Genomic DNA, 19686 nt, shown 5'->3' on the forward strand with positions numbered 1-19686 from the left:
CGCCGTGCAGCAACTCGAGCGCCAGGCCGCCGACCTCGAGCGCATCAGCAGTGTTCTTGCCTCCCATAACAAGAGCGCCTTCCATCGGAAAGATCAGGATTTCCGCATGTGGGTGGCGGGTGGTGTCGGCATCGTCTTCGGTGTTTTCCTGATTTTGCTGTTGCCGCGCTTCCTGCCGTTCTCGGCCGACAGCCATGTTGCAAGCCTTGTTATGGGCCGGGACCGCATCAACGCGGCATATGCCATGATCAATTCCGTCGATCCGATTGGCGTCAAAAAGCTGCAATGGGGTGCCGGGTTCTATGAGACTAGCGGCACGGAGATTTCGGCGTGCTTGGAGACGGCGAGGCAAACGGGGAAGGATCAGCGATGCACCATCACCGTGCCAGCGCCGGCGCAGTAGTACACCGGCTAGCGCGACGACTTTGTGCGCATGACCCCTATCGTGGCGGCCGAAGCCAGGACCGCATATGCGCAGCAGGCAAGTGCCTGCCATGAGAGCGGAATTCCGGCATCGATGAGAATCCCCATGATGATCGGGGATGCGCCGCTGGCGATGACGGTCCCGGCTTCGACCGCCGACCGGACCCGCGCCAGCTCCATCGCGCCGAACAGATCGACCCACAGAGCGGTCGCCAGCGTTGCGCCGAACGCCATCGAGGCCGCCATGAGGACCATGTAGACGGGCGCTATCCACGGTACGCTAATAAATCCGATCAGAAGCATCGCCAGCGCCTGCGGCAGCAGAAACACGGGCAGCAGCCGCTTCGGCCCCATCTTGTCAATTAGGGGGCCGACCACCACGGAGGCGACGGCCTGGACGATGGCAAAGGCGGCGAAGCTGGCCGCCACGACGGAAATATCCCATCCCTTTTGTTCGGCAAGCCGTGCCTGATGAAAGAAGAAACCCGTCACGACGAAGGGACCGGCGAGCATTGCCGGGAAGGTCAGCAAAAGCCGACGATCACGCCACAGCGGTTCGGTGGATGAACGATCACCCGATCGGTCATTGCGGCTGCGAAGCGCCTTGTCGCCCGGACGTGGCAGAAAGAGCAGAGCGATTGCCACGCCGGCGACAACGAGGCCGGCATTGAGCAGCCAGGCCGTTCGCCAGCCAAATTGTTCCATCATCGTGACTCCGGCGATCGGAAACAGGCCCTGAGCGAACGACAGCCCAAGGGCGATGATACCGAGTGCCTTGCCGGCATCCTGCGGAAACGCGCGTGCCGTCGCCGTCAACGCCGTGTGGGTCATGAGGCCCTGTCCGCCGAGGCGCAGGAAATAGAAGGCGACCGCGAGCATGACGAAATTGGCGCTGACAGCCACCAGAACGCAGGCGGCGGCGAGAAGCAGCGAGACGGCCCAGGTGAACCGCCGAACGGTGGTATAGTCGATCAGGCGACCCGCCCAGGTAAGCGTCATGGCGCTGAGAATGGTGCCGGCCGCATAGGTCGCCCCCAGGCCGCCGTCGCTCAGATTGAAAGATTGGCGGAAGTAGGAACCGGATACGGCGACGAAATAGGTCTGTCCAAAGCTGGAAAGCGCCATGAGAAGCGCGCCGAACAGGAGTTGCCGCCAGTTTGTTTTGGTGAAATCGATATAGGCTTTGACCATGAGATTTTTTCAACACGATTTGCGCCCGAGGCGGATGCCTGGACGTTAAGCGAGACTTCTGGAAGGGGGGTGTTTTGCTCGATTGAGCACGGTCTTTATAGCGCGGCGACTGTCGCCACGCCAGTAAGAACCGGATCGCATGGCAAGAATTCCCGGTTTAAGGGTGAGCAGGCTTCACCACGGCCAGTTGCTCGATAATCGTCGCCAGATCGATGAACGTATCCGCTGCTTCGATGAGGATCGGGGCCGGAGCGATCGTGTCCGGCGCATCGAGCGTCGATATCAGCGACACTCTGATATCGTCGTCCCGCAAGGCCGCGAGCAACGGTTCCAGCTTGGCGTCACCCGCAAACACCATCACATGGTCGCCGGGTTCGGCCAGAAGAAGGGCATCGACGGCGATCTGGACCAGATTCGTGCCATATCGCTCGCGCGGCTCACCGGGGCCGTGGGTGCGGCCCTTCACGGAAAAGCCGTTATGCTTGAGCCAGCCAAAAAGCGGGCGCTGGCGTTCCGCTTCGGCGTCGTCGCGCAGATCACGGTAGTAGATCGCCTGGTCCACCGGCACGCCGCCATTGGCGATATCGGCCAGCTTGCGCAGATCGAAGGGAGATTCGAACACCGAGCGCAGCCGGTCGTAGTGGCTTCCGTCGATCAGGAAAAAGGTTTGCTTTTGGGGCGACATGATCGCTCCTTTCGATTGGCTGCTATCCACGCTCAAGGCGCGCAGCGCACGCAGGTCTTGAAGGTCGGATCGATCTCAAGCCGGCGAACCGCGATCGGCTCGCCGCACTCGACGCAATAGCCGAACTCGCCATCGCGGATTCTCGACAGGGTGCGTTCAAGCGCGACCTTGCGCTCCTGGCGGCGGCGCGTGAGGTTTTGCGCCATGGCCTGCTGCTGCATGACATCCATGCGCGACAGACGCCCGACACTCTGCTGGTCCAGCTCGACGGGCGCGCGGTATTCCTTGCTCTCTTCGATCAGCCGAACCGTTTCGGCCAGCTCCTGCCGCAAGCGCTGCTCGAATGCCTGAACGACTTCGGCGTCCTCTATGGTTTTCATGATCGTCCTCCCCGGAACGAGGGGCGGGGCGAGCGCCCGCCCGCCTGTTCTCAGCGGAAGATGACGACCGGCACCTTGCAGGAGCGGACCATCTCCGTGGTGGTCGATCCGATAAACAGGCTGCGCAGCCGCGAATGGCTGTAGGCCCCCATCGCCAGAAGGTCGTAGCCCTCCTGTTCGATGATCGCGGTAATCACCTTGTCGGCCTGTCCCTGGACAAGCGCGACTTCCGGGATAAATCCGGCCCCCTTCAGGATCGCCGCCGCGTCATCGAGCTTCCTGCGGTTCTCCGGGGTATCGTCGCCCGCCATCACCAGCTTGCAGCCGAGGCCGGCGAGGACCGGGCTACGGGAGACCTGATCCACCGTTTTCATGGCCATCGAGCCGCCGTCATAGGCGATCAGCAGCTTGTTCACCGGCTTATAGGCGCGCGATGCGATGACGATCGCCTTGTGCGTCGAGCGCACGACCCGTTCCAGATTGGAGCCGAGATGGCCCTTGGCGAAGTCGGCTCCCTCGCCACGCTTGCCGATGACGATGATATCCGTCTCGGGTTGAAACTCCAGCACGGTTTCCACCAGATCGCCGTTGCGCAGCTTCGTTTCGACGTTCTGGACGCCGGCGGCGTGAAGCCGGGCCTTGGCATCTTCCAGCAGCAGGCGGCCGCGCTTTTGCGCCATCTTGGCCTTTTGCGCATCGAGGTCCGCCAGTTCCTCCAGCAGCGCGGTGCGCGCGCCGAGGCCGATATTGCCGCTCAGGTTGACCGGCTCCGTCGAGAGATCGCGTCGGCCGATGACATGCAGGATTTCCACGGTGGCGTCGATCTTGCCGGCGATCCAGGCGGCATGATCGCAGACGCTTTCGGCATAGGTGGAACCGTCGATCAGTGCGAGTATCTTCATGTTCAGTCCTCCCTTAGTGACCCATCAGGCGTTCGAGCGCGCCGGGCTTGTCATGGATTGCGAGCTTGTCCACGATGGTTTCGCTCGCCTCGTTCATGCCGATGATCTCCACGTCCGCCCCTTCGCGGCGGAACTTGAGCACGATCATGTCGAGGGCGGCGACACTGGAAATGTCCCAGATATGGGCGTGGCTGACGTCGATCGTCACCTTGTCGAGCGCTTCCTTGAAGTCGAAAGCCTTGTTGAATTCTTCGGCCGAGGCAAAGAACACCTGACCTTCCACCAGATAGGTGCGATGCGCGCCATCGTCGGAGAGCGTCGAGGTGACGCGGAAAATCTGCGAAATCTTCCACGAGAAGAAGACCGCCGACAGCAGCACGCCGATGAAGACGCCGATGGCGAGATTGTGGGTATAGACCACCCCGACAACGGTTGCGATCATGACCAGCGAGGACGAGCGCGGGTGAATCGCAAGGTTCTTGATCGAGGACCAGGAGAAGGTGCCGATCGAAACCATGATCATGATGGCGACGAGGGCGGCCATCGGAATCCGGCTGACCAGATCGCCAAGCACGAGGATCATGAACAGCAGGAAGACGCCGGCGCAGAAGGTGGAAAGACGCCCGCGCCCGCCCGACTTCACGTTGATGATGGACTGGCCGATCATGGCACAGCCGGCCATGCCGCCGATGAAGCCGGTTGCCGTGTTGGCGATGCCCTGGCCGACGCACTCGCGGTTCTTATCGCTCGGCGTGTCGGTGAGATCATCGACGATCTGCGCCGTCATCAGCGATTCCAGCAGGCCGACGGCGGCGACGGCCACCGAATAGGGCAGGATGATCAGCAGGGTTTCGAGGTTGAAGGGAATTTGCGGTATCAGGAAGACCGGCAGGGTGGAGGGCAGCTCGCCCATGTCGCCCACGGTGCGGATATCGAAGCCGAACCAGATCGACAGGGCCGTCAGCACGACGATGCAGACGAGCGGCGACGGCACGGCCTTGGTGACGTAGGGAAACAGATAGATGATGCCGAGGCCGGCCGCGACGAGGATATAGGTGAGCACCGGAACATTGGTCAGCTCGGGCAACTGCGCCATGAAGATCAGGATGGCGAGCGCGTTGACGAAGCCCGTCATGACGGATTTCGAGACAAAGCGCATCAGATAGCCGAGCTTGAAGATGCCGGCGACGATTTGCAGGATGCCGGCAAGCACGGTGGCGGCGAGCAGATATTGCAGGCCATGGTCACGGACGAGCGTGACCATGAGGACAGCCGTGGCGGCCGTGGCGGCGGATATCATGCCAGGGCGGCCGCCGACGAAGGCGATCAGGACCGCAATCGAGAAGGAGGCGTAGAGGCCGACTTTCGGATCGACGCCGGCGATGATGGAAAAAGCGATGGCCTCGGGGATCAGGGCGAGCGCCACGACGAGGCCCGCAAGCACGTCTCCTTTGATGTTGCCGAACCATTCGGTTTTGAGTGTGCCAATGAAATCACGGTTCAAGTGCATGTTCTCCGTGCCGGCGACGCCTGGGAGGACGGTCGAAGCGGCACCTACTGGAATTGCGAGGGTGCGCCGGCGCGGATGTGCGCGCGACGGACGCGGAGCGAAAAGGCGCGCGTAGCGCGCGGATGCTGGTGAGCGCGCGTGCTCAGTCGATCGCAGTCATGAGGGGTCCAATCGGAATGCTCACGGCGCACCCATCTGGTCAGATGGTGCAGGGAGCTAGCTGGTTGCCGGGGGATAGGCGCCCGGAGAAGCCACCCGCCATGCGGGTCCGGTTGATCGTGGCTATATTGCGGCAAATCGCTTTGAGATCAAGCAAGAACTGAGCCAGCGCGGAATGTTGTTGTCGCGCAAATCCTAAAACCTGCGACACTTCCCCGAGGGCCGGATTTTCCGGCCCTTTTTGTGTCGCAAGTCTTTGTCGCAAGTGGTAGGAAACTTGCGACATAACTTGCAACAGGAATCCGCCGCCCATGATGATCGGCTATGCCCGCGTGTCCACCCAGGGCCAAGACCTCGACCAGCAGCGCGCCGCCCTTGGTGCGGCCGGCTGCGTCCGCATCTTTGAGGAAAAGGCATCCGGGGCGAAACGCGACCGGCCCGAGCTGGCCCGGATGCTCGACTATTTGCAGCCTGGCAATGTGGTGACGATCACCAGGCTAGACCGCCTCGCCCGATCGACGGCCGATCTTCTCAATATCGCGGAGCGGATCAAGGAGGCCGGCGCGGGCCTGCGTTCCTTGGCCGAGCCGTGGGCCGACACGACGACGCCGGCCGGGCGCATGGTGCTGACCGTGTTCGCCGGCATCGCGGATTTCGAGCGATCCTTGATCGTGGAGCGCACGAGCGCCGGCCGGATCACGGCGAAGGCGCGAGGCGTGCGGTTCGGTCCCTCCCCTGCCCTGTCGGCCGAGCAGATCGCGCACGCGCGCCAGCTCATCCATGACGACAAGAAGCCGGTGGCGGAAGTCGCCCGGCTTCTAGGCGTGCATCGCGCGACCCTCTACCGGGCGCTTGATACCGCGCCGGCGAAGTGAGGCAACATGAACACATGCTTACATGCAATCATGTTTCTTCCTTGTTCGTCAGCATCCGACGAAACCCCGGATTTCAGCGGTTTGGATTCAAGGGCTTGCAGAATCAGCCAAATCACCGCTTACTCGTAAGCATGAGGCAAAACACGGAAAAGATTCGGAAGGACGTTGCCGCCCATCGGGCGCGGCAGGCGGCGGCCGGTCGTGTGGCGCTGAATACCTACGTTCCGGGTGATCTTGTCCACGCACTGGACCAGATCAAGGAGCGCCGAGGCGTGCCGGGTCGCGCGCCGCTGATCGAAGAAGCATTGAGGTTGCTAATCGAGAAGGAAACGAGGGCATAACGAAAAACCCCTCGCCGTTGGCGCGGCAAGGGGTTTTTGGATTTCGGAACGGCTAGCTCGGGGCCAACCACAAACCTGACCCCAACATAGCTCGTTACCACTTACCCCGCAAGACATGCGTTTTGCGGGAACGGTGAAATTTTGTCCGTTGTCCAAGCCGTCATGCCCTCCCGAACGGAAGGACGAAGGGCATATGTTGAGGACGCACTACGCGGCCGCGATCGGCTGCGCGCGCGGGAACGCGCTTGATGAAATCATGCGGGAAGTTTGGACCCGATACGGCGCGGGCCAGCTCACCGACGACGAGGCCGGGGAGCTTACAACACTCGCCCATGAGCGCCGGGCCGCCCTTCGGGGATCAGGACAGGCCGCGCTAGGGCTAGTTTTCCCACCCCCTGCCCCGCGCTGCCCGACGCCAGTTCGCCGGCATAGCCATATACGGGGGCGATCGGAGGGCCGCATATGGCGGCCGACGACGCGCAAGGACGTGCAGGCGATCTTGAAGGCGGCCGAAATCTACAACGAGGCCGGCTTGCATGAGAAGGGCGAGCGCAGCGGCCCGTTAGGATCGGTGGCGCTGGACGTGCTGCGGCTGTTCGTCAATCTCATCGACTTCCGCACCGGCCGGCTTGAGCCGTCAATCACCACGATCATGGATCGCCTGGGCCGTTCGCGCGATACGATCGTGCGGGCGCTGAAGAACCTGCGGGCTCATGGCTTCATCGACTGGCTGCGGCGCTATGAGCCGACCGGCAACGAGGGGCGCGGCCCACAGGTGCAGCAGGCCAGCAACGCTTACCGTCTGTCCCTGCCAGAGAAAGCCCGGCAGTTCCTTGGGCGGTTCGGCAAGGCTCCGCCCCCGCCTGCGGATCATGGACAGGACCAGAGGGCTTGGAGCGAGGCAATCGACGCCTACAAGAAGGCCCTGCCCCTCGATGAGCGAACCTTGCTCGACGTGGGCGATAACCAGCTCGGGCGCAGCCTCGCACAGATGGCTAGATCGTTGATGAAACGTGAGTCCGATAACCAGACTGAATCCCCATCTAATTCTATTCTCTATGTGAAAACATAAGCGGTCGCCGCTGTTCGGGCCGCTTTCGCGGCCCTGCGGCGGTTCCGGCCCGCGTACAGGCGGGCCGGCAAGCGGCTCCCTCACCACCTAAATCGCAACGCTTGCGCCTGCGGCCGCCCTCCTATGGGCTTTCGAGAGGGAGCGAGGGGCAAGGGCAGCGCGAAATATGGAAACATGTAAACATGCTTGCATGTCAGCATGAAATATGCAATGTTTGTTTCGTACGGAACAAAAGAGGCCGCCATGTCCCCCGCCAATCCGACCGCAAAGACCTATGCCGCGCTGAATCGGGCGTTCGATTTTTTCAACGCTCGGCTTTTCGGCGGCGAGCTGCCGGCCTGCCTCGTGACCTTGCAGCGTAAAAACAAAGCCTATGGGTATTTCGCCGGCGGCCGGTTCGGATCGAAGGACGGCGCGGAGATCACCGACGAAATCGCGTTGAATCCGTCGCACTTCAAAAGTCGGACGGACGAGCAAAGCCTTTCGACACTGGCGCATGAAATGGCGCACCTTTGGCAGCACCATTTCGGCAAGCCGTCGCGCGCCGGCTATCACAACAAGGAATGGGCCGCGAAAATGCACGCGATCGGCCTGCACCCTTCCGATACCGGCCGGCCAGGCGGCAAGGAAACCGGCCAATCGTGCAGCCATTACATTGTCGAGGGCGGCCCCTACGCCCGCGCCTTTGCCGAGCTTGCGGCGCAACCCGACTTCTCGGCGCTCTATGTGGAGCTTTGGGACGACGCCGACGCCCGGAAGAAGCGCAAGGCGAAGTCGGCCAGCAAAACCCGTTACACCTGCCCGAGCTGCGAACTTAACGCCTGGGCGAAACCCGGCGTGCGCCTGGTTTGCGGTGAGTGCGACGAGCCGATGGCGGCCGAGGACGGCGAAGACGGTTAACCGCCTATAAATGTAAACATGCTTCCATGTAAGAAAGGAAGCATGTAGGCTCTTGTACATGAAAGGATGCACACATGATTACAGTAGCGTTCTGCACCCAAAAGGGCGGGACCGGCAAGACGACGATCGCGACGGCGCTTGCGGTCGCGGCGCATCTGGCCGGGAAGAAATCGGCCTTGCTCGACCTTGATCCGCAGACGAACGCCGTCAACTGGTTTGACCGGCGAGAGGGCGACGGGCCGGATGTTGCCTCGATCCAGCCCGGCGCTATGCGGCGCTCGCTTGACGCCTATCGCGACCTTGGCATGGATTGGGTATTCATCGACACCCCCGGCAAGATGGAAAGTGCTTCGGTCGAAGCGGCCAAGCACGCCGATATAGTGCTGGTTCCGTCGCAGGCGCAGATATTTTCGATCGAGACTTTGGAGCCGCTAAAGCGGCTGCTGGATATGGCGGGCAGTCCGCCAACCTTCGTCGTGTTGAATCTTGTGCATCCGAACGCCGGGGGCAGGGCGGTTGACGATGCCGCCGCGATTGCCGCGAGTTTTAACGTGAAGGTTGCCCCCATCCATGTGTCGCGCCTGAAAGCCTACGAGGACGCGCCGGCGATAGGCCAAACTCCCCAAGAGATGGAACCGGAAGGCCGTGCGGCCAATGAAATCGCCGGCCTGTTCAGCTTCCTTGTGGAACAGGCAAGTATGTTTACAGGTAAGCATGAAAGGATGAAAGCATGAGCCGCAAGCCCTCGCTCCTGGCGACCGCCATCAAGACGGCTGAGCAGCCGGCGACCGAGCCAGCAGTTCCGGCCGTTTCCGAGACGGCAACCGCACCAAAGCGGGCCGCTGGCAGTCCGCAGCCCGCCGGAACCTATATTCCGCCGTCGCGGGCCGGCAAGGCGGCCAAGACCCACCATTTGCCGCCGGCCTATTGGGAGACGCTGGAAGAACTCAGCTTCCGCACCCGCGACGACAAGGGTAAGCGGATCACGCAGGAGCGGCTTGTGGCCGAGGCGCTGAACCTGCTTTTCACCAAATACAATTATCCGGTTGTCCGTGAGGGCGGGGATTGAAAATCTAACACCATACACTATAGTTTTTGGTGTTATAGAGAGGTTCCGTGCGGATTTTCCTGACCAGAGGCGTTGAGCGGTTCGCTCGCCGGCAGCGAATTGCCGACGCCAGCTTAGGCGAGGCGATCGAGCGGGCCGAGCGCGGCATTATCGACGCCGATCTAGGCGGCGGCCTTATCAAGCAGCGCGTGGCGCGGCCCGGCCAAGGCCGTTCAGGCGGGTTCCGGATGATCGTCGCCTATCGCGCAGCCGGGCGTGCGGTGTTTCTCTATGCGTTCGCCAAAAACGATCGCGACAACATTGATGATGATGAGCTGGAAGCCCTACGCACGATCGGCGTGAACTGGCTTGCCGCGTCGGCCGAGCTGGTCGGGCAAGCCATTGAGGACGGAGATTTGAAGGAGATCGAGCATGACGACGACGAAGCCTAGCCGCCTTGCCCGCGAGATCGCGGAAATGGCCGGCGCGCAGCGCCGCCTTGGGATCATGGACGAGGCGACCTATGACAAGATTACGGCCCGGCATCTTGGAGAGAAGGTCTTGCCGACCGAAACGCCGATGACCGGCGCGGAGGTGCGGGCCGTGCGCGAGCAAGCGCACCTTAGCCAAGCAGCGTTCGGCCGTTATCTCAATGTGACGCCCGGCTATGTGTCGCAGCTTGAGCGGGGCGCGGCCCAGGCCAAGGGGCCGGCGCTGGCCTTGCTGAACGTCATACGGCGGAAGGGCATAGAAGCGCTGCATTAGCTTGAGGTGTAGAAATGGCCCGTTCGCGAAGGAAAAACCCCGGCTGCGGTATAACCACGGCGGCGAGTGATAAGCCTTACAAGCAGCGGGAACACCGCCGCGAACGTGCAGCCGTGCGGAGCGTGGACCTGACTGCCGACGAACCACCAGCAAGTCGCGAGTTTGGGAGTCCGTGGCGCGGCGAGAAGGATGGTAAGCAATGGTTCGATCCGAAGCGCCACCCCGAGGACATGCGGAAGTAGGGCGGATAAACATGCTTGCATGTCAGCATGTAATCATCCGCCCCCGGCCGTCCCTACAGCCCAATATGATAAGAGCGGGCCGGCCGGGGGCTACCGTCGCGGCTGTGGTTAGGTCGGGTTTTACCGATTGGCGGCTGCAAACCTTAAGTTTTTTCCGTTATAATCTTTGACGCCTGTGGAGACGCGGGCCGGGGCGTGGAATCCTCGAAAGGTTAGATGTAGATGGAAGCTTGCGGCGACCGGGTGACGGGCGCGCATGTCCAGGCTTTGCGCTAAAGGCGTCTGTGTCCCGACTAACCTCGGAGATTCCAACACCCGGTTTCCGCACTCTTGCGCATCACGTTTCCCCTGATGCGGCCCGCCCTGTTTTGAGGGCGCACAGGCAGGGGCAGGGCGCAGGAGGCCGGATGACTTGACGGAAGACCGACGCAGGCCAAGGGGCGTTAGGGCGCACTCTTTCCTTACTTCGCTGGAAAAGCAGCTCGATTCCCTGACCTCTGCCGGCGTGTGGCGGGTTCTCATCCTCAGCATCTTGTGCATTGCGCTCGGGGGATACCTCATCCACCCGACGCACGTTCATCTAGGCCCGCTCTATCTGCTGCCGATCTGCCTTGCGAGCTGGCGGCTCGATCTTAGGGCCGGGCTCGCCGTGGCCGTGATCGGCGCGGCGCTGTCGGTCGGAACCTGCATAGCGGCGACCGGACATTTGCCGGCCGGCGCTGCGGGCAATCTGGCGCTGCACGCCTTTTCGCTGGCGATCATGGCCGCGATCGTGTCGCGGTTCCGGGCGAGCTACGAGCGGGAGCGCATCTTTGCGCGGCGCGACGGGATCACCGGCGCGTTGACGCGGCAGGCGTTCGAGAGCCAAGCGGCGGCGATGATCGAGGCGGCGGCCGCGCAGGGCCGGGCGCTGTTGCTGGCCTATCTTGATCTCGACGGCTTCAAGATCGTGAACGACCGGCACGGCCACGAGGTCGGCGACCTGGTGCTGAAGCATTTCGGGAGCGAGGGGAGGGCCGCGCTCAGGCGCGAGGATTGTTTCGGCCGCATGGGCGGCGACGAGTTCGCCTTGCTGGTGCCGCTTCCGGCGATCGAGGACGCCCAGGCCACGGCCGAGGGGCTGCACAGGCGGTTTTCGGCGGCGCTGGCGAACGGGGCGCATCATGTGACATGCAGCATGGGAGCGCTGGCGATCTCGCCCGATGATGGCGCTTATCTGGACGAGCTGCTGCGCAAGGCCGACCGGCTCATGTATGCGGCCAAGAACGGCGGCAAGGACGGTTTGCGCTTCAGCGCGGCCGCGCCGTCGCTCGACGTGGAATTGCCGTTATTCGCCGGCGAAGCCTCGCCGGCCTGGTCGCGGCCGATCCTGCGCCCACCCTTGGGTGATGCGCCGGAGGTCGCGGGGAACGCATGAAGGGGCCGCGCGATGAAACGGCCGATTTGCTGGATACCCTCATGTTCACGGTCAAGGTGATCGTCATGAGCGGACCCGACGACAAGCAGCGGATCGCGGACGCCTATCAGGACGCGCGCTCGCTCGCGGCGGCGATCGACCTTGACGGCGAAGGATCAGCGCGGCCGCGCATCGTCACTTGCCTTGAGCGGTTCCAAGCCTACAAGGACGCCGGCGACGTGGCGGCGGCCGGCTGGATGTTGACCGCGCTTCAGGAGCGCGTGGGCGAACGCAATCTCTACGGTTGGCGCGCGCTCAGGAAGATCATCAACCGCACGGTGCGCGAGCTGCCCCGACCGGGAAAGACGGCGCTGCATTGACGTGGGAAGCAGCGTGCAGGACGCGGCGACAGCCGCGCCGGCCCGGAGGCGAACGCGCTCCCCAATCGCGCTGTAGAGAGCCGGAGGGCCGTTCGTAACAAAGCCCCGGTGCGTTAGCGCCGGGACCGCTTAGAGATGGCAGGATAGGCTAACGGTATACCGTTAGCCGTTTCGCCCGAGGGGCGGCCAGGTGAATACGCGAATCTGCCATTGTGCGTTTCAGCGATTGCGTGAATCGGTGAATGAGTGAATGAGCGAACAGGATCAGCTTGAGGCAGCGTCAGCGCCGGGACCGTCGAGCCGGCCGGCGCAGATCGGGGCGACGGCTTCTTGCAGCGCCGTCACACGGTCGACCAGCCAGGCCAGCTCCTCGCCGGTGATTTCATAGGCCGGGGAATAGCGCGCGCCGACATAGGCGCGATCGAGGCGGGTAAAGCAGCGCTTTGCGAAACGGGTATCGCGCGGCCACACGGCGATGAGCTGCGGCGCAAGCCGCTCCGCGTGGGAGCGCAGGAAAGTCAGCTTGTGGGATTTGGGGCTATAGAGCGCCAGGACCAGCAGGACACAATGATAGAACCGCTCGGCGGCCTGGTGCAGTAGAAAAGCCGCATCGCGGGGCACACCGTCGGCAATGCTGTCCTGGGCGAGCTTGAGCGCGTGGCATCCTAACGGAAACCAGTGCTCGTAATGCCGCCTCGCTTCGGCGCGGGCTTCCTCCGGCGCGAGGGGCACAGGGGATGCGAGAGGGTGTCCGGGAGCCTCGTAGAGCACGATTCCGTCGCGGGCTATGTCCACGAAGAAGGGCCGACCGCGCCTAAGCTGGTCGTTCACGTCCATGATGGTGTGAACGATGAAGTTGACCGGCGTTGCCAGGTGCTTTGTGACGGTCAGCTCTTGCAGGAACCGTTCAGCGGCCTTTTCCCAGGCTTCATGTTGTTCCGCAAAGCTGTCGTAGTTGACGACGACGAGCACGTCATAGTCGGAGCGATAGCCGCTTTTGCGATCCTCGACCCAATCGCCGCGCGCATAGGAGCCGAACAGGATCAGCTTGAGGATGCGGCCGCGCTTGCCCTTCATGGAGAGCTTGGTTTTCAGGGCATCGTCAAATTCATCGAACAGGATCGCGGCGACCCGTTCCAGCTCGCGGCGCTTCCTGTCGGGCAGATGGGCGAGGCTTTCAGGGAGCGTCATACAGCCCCCGAAACTCGGAATCGGCGTAATAGGCCAGTTTGCCGGCGACTATCGGCCGTTGCCCGGCCAGGAACAGCAATTCGATGTTCTGCGGCATGTTGCGAACCTCATCCGGGGTCAGCAGCGGCCGGGCCGTATGTTGCTCGCCGTAGGTGATTCCGGTCTGTTCGGCATCGAGGGCGCGGCTCATGGTCTGGAACACCACGGTTTCCTGCCCGAGCAGATCGGAGACGAGGCGGGCGCTGTCGTGATCGTTGACGCCGAAGACCTGTAGGACGCCGGCATTTGACAGGAAGGTGCCGGCGCGCTGCCCGTAGGTGGCGCGGAGCTGGTGAACGTCCTGCAGGATGGGCCAGAGCTGGACGCCGTAGCCGGCCATGAGGCCCATTGCGCGTTCGACCGGGGCCAGGTGGCCGAGGGCTGCGAACTCATCCAGCAGGTAGAGGACCGGCGCGGCCGGCTTGGCGGGATCGCGGGCCATATCGGTGAGGCTTTGCGCGACGAGCAGGCGCAGCCATCGCGAATAGGTGGACAGGCGATCGGGCGGCAGGACGAGGAACACCGAGACGTTGCGGCGCTTGAGATCGGCAAAGCGGAAATCCGAGCGGGCCGTCACATCGACAATGCGCGGGCTGTCGAGGAAATGGGTATGGCGCTGCGCGGCCGAGAGGACGCCGGCCGCCTCGCGATCGGATTTCGCAAGGTGGCGGTTGGCGGCGCGGGCGATCAGGCCGCGCGCCGCCGTGCTGGCCTGCATGTCCTTCAGCATCGTGAGGAAGGCGTCAGGGGCGGCGGTCAGGCAGTAGCGCACCATTTCCAGGGTGCGGTCTTCCGCCGAATTGTGACACACCACGTAGAGGATGAGGCCGGCAATGAGCGCCTTGGCTTCCTCGTTCCAATGCGCCTCGCCGGCCATGCCCGGTTCATCGAACACCAGGGCGTCGGCAAGGGTGCTGGCGTCTTCCGCGACATCGAGGCTGCTAGGGTCGAGCTGGCCGAGCGGATTGAAGGCGGCCGAGGGTTGGCCGGTGACGCCGAAGGGGTCGAGGACATGGACCGGGCCGAACTTCTGTCGGGCGCGGCCGGCGATCCTGGCATTCTCGCCCTTGGGGTCGATGCAGATCACGGAGCGGTCGGCGGTGAGCAGGTTCGGGATGATGGTTCCCACGCCCTTGCCGGTGCGCGTCGGGGCCATCGTCAGCAGATGGGCCGGGCCGTCATAGCGCAGCAGCTTTTTCGATTTCGGATCGCGGCCGATCAGCAGGCCGGAATCGGCACGGGTGAGGGCGGCGGTTTCCTTATTCGTCGCGAAGCGGGCCGAGCCGTGGGTTTCGCCTTCCATGTCTCCGAAATGGAGGATCAGGGGATTGGTGAGGAAGCGGAAGGCGATGGCGGCCATTATGAACAGCGTCACGAAGTCCCAGGCAATGACCGGAATGGAGCCAGGGCCAAAGCCTCCGAAGTCTCGCAGAACGGTGCGCCCGCCCAACCCGACGACGAACAGGACGATAAACAGAATGAAAAGACTTTGCAGCAGCGGTTTCCAGACACGGAAGGGCGCGGCGATCAAGGAGAGGAACGCCCATAGCGGATCGCGGGCGGCCGCGCGCAGCATGTTCTTGAACGCGCCCCATGCAAGTCTTGCCTGACTCATGCATTGCCCTCCCCGGCGCTGCCTGTCGCGCCTGTGGCGGGTGCTTTGCTGATCAGATCGGCAAAGAGTTCTTTGTCACCGTCGCGTGTCAGGAAGTCGGGCAGCTCGCGGCGCAACCAGTCACCGAGTCGCTTGGTGAAATCGGGATCGTTGGAGTTTTCGAGGCGATGCAGCACGAGCGCGCCGAGCAGAACCTTGCGGCGGGTGTCCTTGGCGCGTTCCTCCTTGCCGAGCTTCGCTTTCAGTGCGGCGCGTTGGGCGTCCAGTTGCGCAAGTCGTTCCTCAATGGATTTCCGAGCCATGTCGTCGCGTCCTCTTTGATCGAGGGTCAATCCTAGCCGAAAGCGCGCATTTTTCCAGCACCGAACCTGTATTTCATCTTCTCCCGGTTGAAAACCCGCCCGCGTTGCAGCACAATCCGGCTCTCAGCTTATCGCATCGACCTTGCCGCAAGCGCCACACCGAGCGACGAAAGAGCGGAGCGATAGAGTTGAGAAGGGCGCACTTACGACTTGCTTCGCAAGTCAGCGCGCCGCCAGCTTGAAGGCTGGCGGGAAACGGCGAAACGGTATCGAGGCAATAGGGTTGGCGATCTACCATTTCAGCATGAAGCCAGTTTCGCGGGCGTCGGGCCGTAGTGCAGTCGCTTCGATGGCCTATCGCGCCGGGGAGAGGCTGACCAACGAGCGCGACGGCATCACGCATGACTACACGGCAAAGCAGGGCGTGGAACATGCCGAGATCGTTTTGCCGGAAGGCGTCAACGCTGATTGGGCCAAGGATCGTTCGGCCTTGTGGAACGCAGCCGAGTTTGCCGAAGCTCGAAAAGACGCCCGCGTTGCTCGCGAGTTCGAGGTTGCCTTGCCGCATGAGCTTTCGGCGGAACAGCGGCTAGAGGCAACGCGAGAGCTGGCGCAGGAACTGGCGAACCGCTATGGCGCAGCCGTGGATTTCGCCATTCACGCGCCGCATGACGCCAGCGACGTTCGCAATCACCATGCTCATGTGATGATGACCACGCGACAGGTGACGGAGGACGGGCTAGGCGACAAGACCTATCTTGAGCACAAGAATGCGCGGCTCCTGTCCAACGGTCTGCCGACAACGGACATGCAGCTTCGCGACCTTCGCCAGACGTGGGAAGGAATCGCGAACGAGCGGCTTGCAATGGCCGGTCTTGATATTCGGATCGACCACCGTTCGCATATGGAGCGCGGGCTAGAGATCGCGCCGACCGAGCATATGGGCGTCCATGCCACACAGATGGAGCGGCGCGGCCTCGACGTGGCGCGCACGCGGCTGGACGAGGAAGCGGCGCAGCGCAACGCCGATCTTATCCGCGAGAAGCCGGAGCAGGTTCTAACGCTCATCACCGGCGAAAAGAGCGTGTTCGATCGGCGCGACGTGGCGCGGACGCTTCATCGCTACATCAACGACGATGTGCAGGAGTTCCAGAGCGCCTTTGCGAAGGTGATGGCCTCGCCGGCACTGGTAGAGTTGCAGGCCGAGCGCGCGGACCCGGCAACGGGCGAGATCGAGCTTGCCCGCTATTCGACCCGCGAGATGGTCGAGATCGAATCCGGCATGATCGAGAGCGCGCAGCGGATGCACGCGGCGCATTCTCACGGCGTCGATCGCCGGCATGTCGAGCGCGCCATAGACGCCCAAGACGCCGCCATTCAGCGCAGCGCCGGCGACGTGACAGCGCGGCTGTCCGATGAGCAGCGCCGGGCGATCGAGCATGTCACCGGGCCGGAGCGGATTTCCGCCGTTGTCGGCTTCGCTGGCGCTGGCAAGTCCACCATGCTCGCCGCAGCGCGCGAGGTATGGGAGGCCGAGGGCTACACCGTCCACGGCGCGGCCTTGTCGGGGAAAGCGGCCGAGGGCTTGGAGGAAAGTTCCGGCATCCAGAGCCGCACGCTGGCGTCATGGTCCCGCGGTTGGGAGAACGACCGCGGCACGATCGGCCGCGGCGACGTGTTCGTGATCGACGAGGCGGGCATGGTCGGGAGCCGCCAGCTCGCCCGCTTTGTTGGCGAGGCCGAGGCGCGCGGGGCGAAGATCGTCCTAGTCGGCGACCATGAGCAGCTACAGGCGATCGGGGCCGGCGCACCGTTCCGGGCGATCACGGAAGAAATCGGCCATGCCGAGTTGTCCGAAATCCGCCGGCAGCGCGTGGACTGGCAGCGGGAGGCGTCGGTTGACTTCGCCACGCACCGCACAGTCGAGGGGCTGGCGGCCTACCGGGATCACGGCAATATCAGCTTTGCCGAAACCGGCGAGGACGCGCGCGGGCAGATCGTGCGCGACTATCTTGCCGATCGCGACGAGCGGCCGGACGGCTCCCGGGTTGCGATGGCGCATCGCCGGGCCGATGTTCGCGCCATCAATGACGCGATCCGGACAGAGCTACAGGACCGGGGCGAGCTGGCGCAGGGCGAGGACGCCGGCGCGCTGACCTTCCAGACCAATGACGGCAGCCGAGAGTTCGCGCCGGGCGACCGCATCGTGTTCTTGGAGAACAACCGCGACCTTGGCGTGAAAAACGGGATGCTTGGCACCGTCGAGCATGTCGAGGCCGGCCGGATCGTCGCGCAGCTCGACGGCCGGGGCGGCGAGAGCGTCAGCGTGCCGATGGGCGACTATCAGGCGATCGACCACGGCTATGCGACGACGATTCACAAGAACCAGGGCGCAACGGTCGATCGGTCCTATGTGATGGCGTCGGGGACGATGGACCGGCATCTAACCTATGTCGCCATGACCCGGCATCGCGACGGCGTGCAGCTCTACGCGGCACAGGACGAGTTCACCAATGCCGGCCGGCTGGTCGAGCATGGGGCCGCGCCCTATGAGCACGACCCGCAGAAGTCCGACAGCTATTTCGTGACGCTGGAAAACGACAAGGGCGAGCGGCGCACCCTATGGGGCGTCGATCTTGAGCGCGCCATGACGGAGGCCGCGCCGGAGATCGGGGACAAGATCGGCCTTCAGCATGAGGGTTCTACCCCCGTCACCTTGCCGGATGGCACGCAGACGCATCGTAATACGTGGAAGGTTCAGGACGGCGGCGAGCTCGCCTATAGCCAGCTAGAACGCCGCCTGTCCCGGTCGGGCGTGAAGGAAACCACGCTCGACTATACCCGCGACTTTGCCGAGCGGCGCGGAATTGCGGCGGCGATCGGCATCCGCAGCGAGATCGAGATTCCGGCCGAGCGCGCCGGGCTACGTGTGGAACGGGAGTCGACGGCCGAGCGGAACCCTGCCGAGCGGGAGCGCATCGAGGACCGCGCGCCGAGATCCTCGCAAAAAGTCGGCGTGAATCTCGCGCAGGATCTTCGCGCAGATCCTCGCGAGGATCTTGGCAAGGATCTCGCCGGCGATCGGCAGCAGCAGCGCCGGGGCGCGGCCGAGCGGCCCGAGCAGGACCGCGCCGGCGAGAACGGCCCGCAGATCGACCAGAAACGGCCGCAGCAGGCCGAGAAGCAGCGGGGCGGCATGTTCGCCGGCCTCAAGCTCAATGCCCGCGCTGCGCCCTCCCACGAGCGCGGCGAGGCATCGCCGGTGGAGCAGCGGCCGGAAAGAGAGGGGAGCTTGCGGCCGACGCCGGCGCAAGATCGGCTGGCAGAGCGGGCGCGGCGGCAGTCGCCGCTTGAGGCGGCCGTTGATCGTTATGCGCGGGCCTATCAGTCGATCGACCAGCACCGGCGCGATGGCTTGCCGGTTCTCGACATGCAGCGGCAGGAAATCGGGCAGGCCGGGCAGCAGCTCGACCAGGTGCAGGACGGCATGAAAGATTTGATGCGCTCGACGCTGCAAAACGATCCGCAGACGGCGCGCGCCATGACCGAGCTTTTCGGCCGGGAGCGTGTCGCCCAGGTCATCGACGGCATGAAGCGCGAGAACGCCGCCCTGCAAGACCCCAATGTCAGGGCCGAGCGGTTCGTGAACCGCTGGCAGGAGCTGGACGGCCAGCGCCAGAAACTTCGCGGCTGGCAGCACGACGATGCCCGCGCCAAGGTCGAAAGCCAGATGAGCGGCCTTGCCAAGAGCCTTGAACGCGACCCGCAGGCGGAATCCATCGTACGCAATCGCAGCCGGGAGCTTGGAATCAAGCATGAGCTGCGCCGGGAGCAGACTATTTCCCGCGCGCTGCAAGAGGAAATGACACGCGGCCAGCGCCTCAGTCGGGGCATCGGCATGGGAATGTAGGCAAGGAGATCATATGACGGAACTGGACGACGACAGGGGAGAATTTGGGCCGGAAGCATTGGCCGACGATGCCGGCGACCCGGCCGCCGCCTTCGACGCGCTGCGGGAAACGGTCGAAAGTCTCGCCGGCGACCTCACGCGGGAAATGACCACCATCCGCAAGGGCGTCGAAGCCGCCTTTGAGGAATTTGACCGGCAGGGACCGCCGCAGGATTACAAGCCAGAGCTGGCGCAGCTCGTGCAGCAGCTCGCCCACGTCGCGGAGCGCCTGCACGGCGTCGAGCAGTCACCTATTCTCCGGCAGGGTGCGGAGCACTACGCGGCTCGCCTCGAGCGCAGCGGCGAGGGCCTAGTGAGGAC

21 protein-coding genes and 1 other annotated feature are annotated in these 19686 nt (G+C 63.6%); of the genes, 13 read left to right on the top strand and 8 right to left on the bottom strand.

What is annotated here, in order from left to right; translation table 11 throughout:
- Window positions 1-403: DUF6118 family protein (locus tag CES86_RS01050; protein ID WP_235819855.1), on the top strand; the 403-nt coding region annotated here is incomplete at its 5' end.
- An 8-nt stretch (window positions 404-411) separates the two neighbouring features.
- Here the strand turns inward: CES86_RS01050 and CES86_RS01055 are convergent.
- The 5 genes from CES86_RS01055 to CES86_RS01075 all read right to left on the bottom strand — a co-directional run bounded on the left by CES86_RS01055 (window position 412) and on the right by CES86_RS01075 (window position 5091).
- On the bottom strand, window positions 412-1614 hold the full coding sequence (locus CES86_RS01055) for an MFS transporter (protein WP_094513317.1): 1203 nt from the start codon (window positions 1612-1614) through the stop codon (window positions 412-414).
- Between the two features lie 157 nt (window positions 1615-1771).
- The gene (locus CES86_RS01060) at window positions 1772-2299 is read right to left on the bottom strand and encodes an NYN domain-containing protein (RefSeq protein ID WP_094513319.1); all 528 of its coding nucleotides are present in this window, start codon (window positions 2297-2299) and stop codon (window positions 1772-1774) included.
- A gap of 32 nt (window positions 2300-2331) precedes the next feature.
- Window positions 2332-2679 carry a TraR/DksA family transcriptional regulator gene (locus CES86_RS01065; protein WP_094513320.1) on the bottom strand — a complete coding sequence of 116 codons (348 nt, stop codon included), beginning with the start codon at window positions 2677-2679 and terminating at the stop codon, window positions 2332-2334.
- Between the two features lie 50 nt (window positions 2680-2729).
- Window positions 2730-3581, bottom strand: coding sequence for a universal stress protein (locus CES86_RS01070; RefSeq protein WP_094513322.1), 852 nt, complete (start codon window positions 3579-3581; stop codon window positions 2730-2732).
- A gap of 13 nt (window positions 3582-3594) precedes the next feature.
- The gene (locus tag CES86_RS01075) at window positions 3595-5091 is read right to left on the bottom strand and encodes a SulP family inorganic anion transporter (RefSeq protein WP_094513323.1); all 1497 of its coding nucleotides are present in this window, start codon (window positions 5089-5091) and stop codon (window positions 3595-3597) included.
- Between the two features lie 221 nt (window positions 5092-5312).
- Window positions 5313-5364, bottom strand: a sequence feature (sul1 is cis-regulatory element that is thought to sense ions involved in sulfur or methionine metabolism; They are found in Alphaproteobacteria).
- 197 nt (window positions 5365-5561) lie between these two features.
- Here CES86_RS01075 and CES86_RS01085 point away from each other — a divergent pair.
- From CES86_RS01085 to CES86_RS01135, 10 genes are all read left to right on the top strand, one after another.
- Window positions 5562-6125, top strand: a complete 564-nt coding sequence (locus CES86_RS01085; protein WP_094513326.1) for a recombinase family protein — start codon at window positions 5562-5564, stop codon at window positions 6123-6125.
- A 131-nt stretch (window positions 6126-6256) separates the two neighbouring features.
- Complete coding sequence (locus tag CES86_RS01090; RefSeq protein ID WP_094513328.1) at window positions 6257-6466, top strand: ribbon-helix-helix protein, CopG family; 210 nt, start codon at window positions 6257-6259, stop codon at window positions 6464-6466.
- A gap of 193 nt (window positions 6467-6659) precedes the next feature.
- Complete coding sequence (locus CES86_RS01095; RefSeq protein ID WP_094513330.1) at window positions 6660-7538, top strand: helix-turn-helix domain-containing protein; 879 nt, start codon at window positions 6660-6662, stop codon at window positions 7536-7538.
- A gap of 243 nt (window positions 7539-7781) precedes the next feature.
- Window positions 7782-8438 carry a SprT-like domain-containing protein gene (locus tag CES86_RS01100; protein ID WP_094513345.1) on the top strand — a complete coding sequence of 219 codons (657 nt, stop codon included), beginning with the start codon at window positions 7782-7784 and terminating at the stop codon, window positions 8436-8438.
- Between the two features lie 74 nt (window positions 8439-8512).
- A complete protein-coding gene (locus tag CES86_RS01105; protein WP_094513331.1) occupies window positions 8513-9172 on the top strand; it encodes a ParA family protein in 660 nt (219 codons plus the stop codon).
- Window positions 9169-9507: a chromosome partitioning protein ParB gene (locus CES86_RS01110; protein ID WP_192802360.1), complete on the top strand. Its 339-nt coding sequence runs from the start codon at window positions 9169-9171 to the stop codon at window positions 9505-9507. Before CES86_RS01105 ends, CES86_RS01110 begins: the two co-directional genes overlap by 4 nt.
- Window positions 9508-9554: 47 nt before the next feature.
- On the top strand, window positions 9555-9938 hold the full coding sequence (locus CES86_RS01115; RefSeq protein WP_094513333.1) for a type II toxin-antitoxin system RelE/ParE family toxin: 384 nt from the start codon (window positions 9555-9557) through the stop codon (window positions 9936-9938).
- On the top strand, window positions 9919-10251 hold the full coding sequence (locus CES86_RS01120; protein ID WP_094513334.1) for a helix-turn-helix domain-containing protein: 333 nt from the start codon (window positions 9919-9921) through the stop codon (window positions 10249-10251). The genes CES86_RS01115 and CES86_RS01120 overlap by 20 nt, the downstream gene beginning before the upstream one ends.
- A gap of 654 nt (window positions 10252-10905) precedes the next feature.
- Window positions 10906-11910, top strand: coding sequence for a GGDEF domain-containing protein (locus CES86_RS01130; RefSeq protein WP_143851052.1), 1005 nt, complete (start codon window positions 10906-10908; stop codon window positions 11908-11910).
- Complete coding sequence (locus CES86_RS01135) at window positions 11907-12269, top strand: hypothetical protein (protein WP_094513338.1); 363 nt, start codon at window positions 11907-11909, stop codon at window positions 12267-12269. Before CES86_RS01130 ends, CES86_RS01135 begins: the two co-directional genes overlap by 4 nt.
- A 264-nt stretch (window positions 12270-12533) precedes the next feature.
- Here the strand turns inward: CES86_RS01135 and CES86_RS01140 are convergent, their stop codons facing one another.
- The 3 genes from CES86_RS01140 to CES86_RS01150 are packed head-to-tail and all read right to left on the bottom strand — an operon-like array spanning window position 12534 to window position 15416.
- A complete protein-coding gene (locus CES86_RS01140) occupies window positions 12534-13460 on the bottom strand; it encodes a nucleotidyltransferase and HEPN domain-containing protein (protein ID WP_094513340.1) in 927 nt (308 codons plus the stop codon).
- Entirely contained in the window at window positions 13447-15114 is a 1668-nt protein-coding gene (locus CES86_RS01145) for a type IV secretory system conjugative DNA transfer family protein (RefSeq protein ID WP_094513342.1), read from the bottom strand. Before CES86_RS01145 ends, CES86_RS01140 begins: the two co-directional genes overlap by 14 nt.
- Window positions 15111-15416 (bottom strand): mobilization protein, encoded by a 306-nt coding sequence (locus CES86_RS01150; protein ID WP_094513348.1) that lies wholly within the window; start codon window positions 15414-15416, stop codon window positions 15111-15113. Before CES86_RS01150 ends, CES86_RS01145 begins: the two co-directional genes overlap by 4 nt.
- A 283-nt stretch (window positions 15417-15699) precedes the next feature.
- On the opposite strand from CES86_RS01150, the gene traA reads away from it, so the two are divergent.
- Both traA and CES86_RS01160 read left to right on the top strand, forming a co-directional pair.
- Window positions 15700-19326 (top strand): Ti-type conjugative transfer relaxase TraA, encoded by a 3627-nt coding sequence (traA, locus tag CES86_RS01155; RefSeq protein ID WP_094513343.1) that lies wholly within the window; start codon window positions 15700-15702, stop codon window positions 19324-19326.
- Between the two features lie 13 nt (window positions 19327-19339).
- Window positions 19340-19686 (top strand): DUF6118 family protein (locus CES86_RS01160; RefSeq protein ID WP_235819856.1); only part of this gene is annotated, 347 nt, incomplete at its 3' end.

Origin of the sequence: Brucella lupini (assembly GCF_002252535.1) — a bacterium.
GTDB classification, from domain to species: Bacteria; Pseudomonadota; Alphaproteobacteria; order Rhizobiales; family Rhizobiaceae; genus Brucella; species Brucella anthropi.

What these genes read in the sequence shown, in the direction of transcription:
- CES86_RS01055 (WP_094513317.1), bottom strand. Translation starts at nt 1,614, where the DNA reads ATGGTCAAAGCCTATATCGATTTCACCAAAACAAACTGGCGGCAACTC.
- CES86_RS01060 (WP_094513319.1), bottom strand. Translation starts at nt 2,299, where the DNA reads ATGTCGCCCCAAAAGCAAACCTTTTTCCTGATCGACGGAAGCCACTAC.
- CES86_RS01065 (WP_094513320.1), bottom strand. Translation starts at nt 2,679, where the DNA reads ATGAAAACCATAGAGGACGCCGAAGTCGTTCAGGCATTCGAGCAGCGC.
- CES86_RS01070 (WP_094513322.1), bottom strand. Translation starts at nt 3,581, where the DNA reads ATGAAGATACTCGCACTGATCGACGGTTCCACCTATGCCGAAAGCGTC.
- CES86_RS01075 (WP_094513323.1), bottom strand. Translation starts at nt 5,091, where the DNA reads ATGCACTTGAACCGTGATTTCATTGGCACACTCAAAACCGAATGGTTC.
- CES86_RS01085 (WP_094513326.1), top strand. Translation starts at nt 5,562, where the DNA reads ATGATGATCGGCTATGCCCGCGTGTCCACCCAGGGCCAAGACCTCGAC.
- CES86_RS01090 (WP_094513328.1), top strand. Translation starts at nt 6,257, where the DNA reads ATGAGGCAAAACACGGAAAAGATTCGGAAGGACGTTGCCGCCCATCGG.
- CES86_RS01095 (WP_094513330.1), top strand. Translation starts at nt 6,660, where the DNA reads ATGTTGAGGACGCACTACGCGGCCGCGATCGGCTGCGCGCGCGGGAAC.
- CES86_RS01100 (WP_094513345.1), top strand. Translation starts at nt 7,782, where the DNA reads ATGTCCCCCGCCAATCCGACCGCAAAGACCTATGCCGCGCTGAATCGG.
- CES86_RS01105 (WP_094513331.1), top strand. Translation starts at nt 8,513, where the DNA reads ATGATTACAGTAGCGTTCTGCACCCAAAAGGGCGGGACCGGCAAGACG.
- CES86_RS01110 (WP_192802360.1), top strand. Translation starts at nt 9,169, where the DNA reads ATGAGCCGCAAGCCCTCGCTCCTGGCGACCGCCATCAAGACGGCTGAG.
- CES86_RS01120 (WP_094513334.1), top strand. Translation starts at nt 9,919, where the DNA reads ATGACGACGACGAAGCCTAGCCGCCTTGCCCGCGAGATCGCGGAAATG.
- CES86_RS01135 (WP_094513338.1), top strand. Translation starts at nt 11,907, where the DNA reads ATGAAGGGGCCGCGCGATGAAACGGCCGATTTGCTGGATACCCTCATG.
- CES86_RS01140 (WP_094513340.1), bottom strand. Translation starts at nt 13,460, where the DNA reads ATGACGCTCCCTGAAAGCCTCGCCCATCTGCCCGACAGGAAGCGCCGC.
- CES86_RS01145 (WP_094513342.1), bottom strand. Translation starts at nt 15,114, where the DNA reads ATGAGTCAGGCAAGACTTGCATGGGGCGCGTTCAAGAACATGCTGCGC.
- CES86_RS01150 (WP_094513348.1), bottom strand. Translation starts at nt 15,416, where the DNA reads ATGGCTCGGAAATCCATTGAGGAACGACTTGCGCAACTGGACGCCCAA.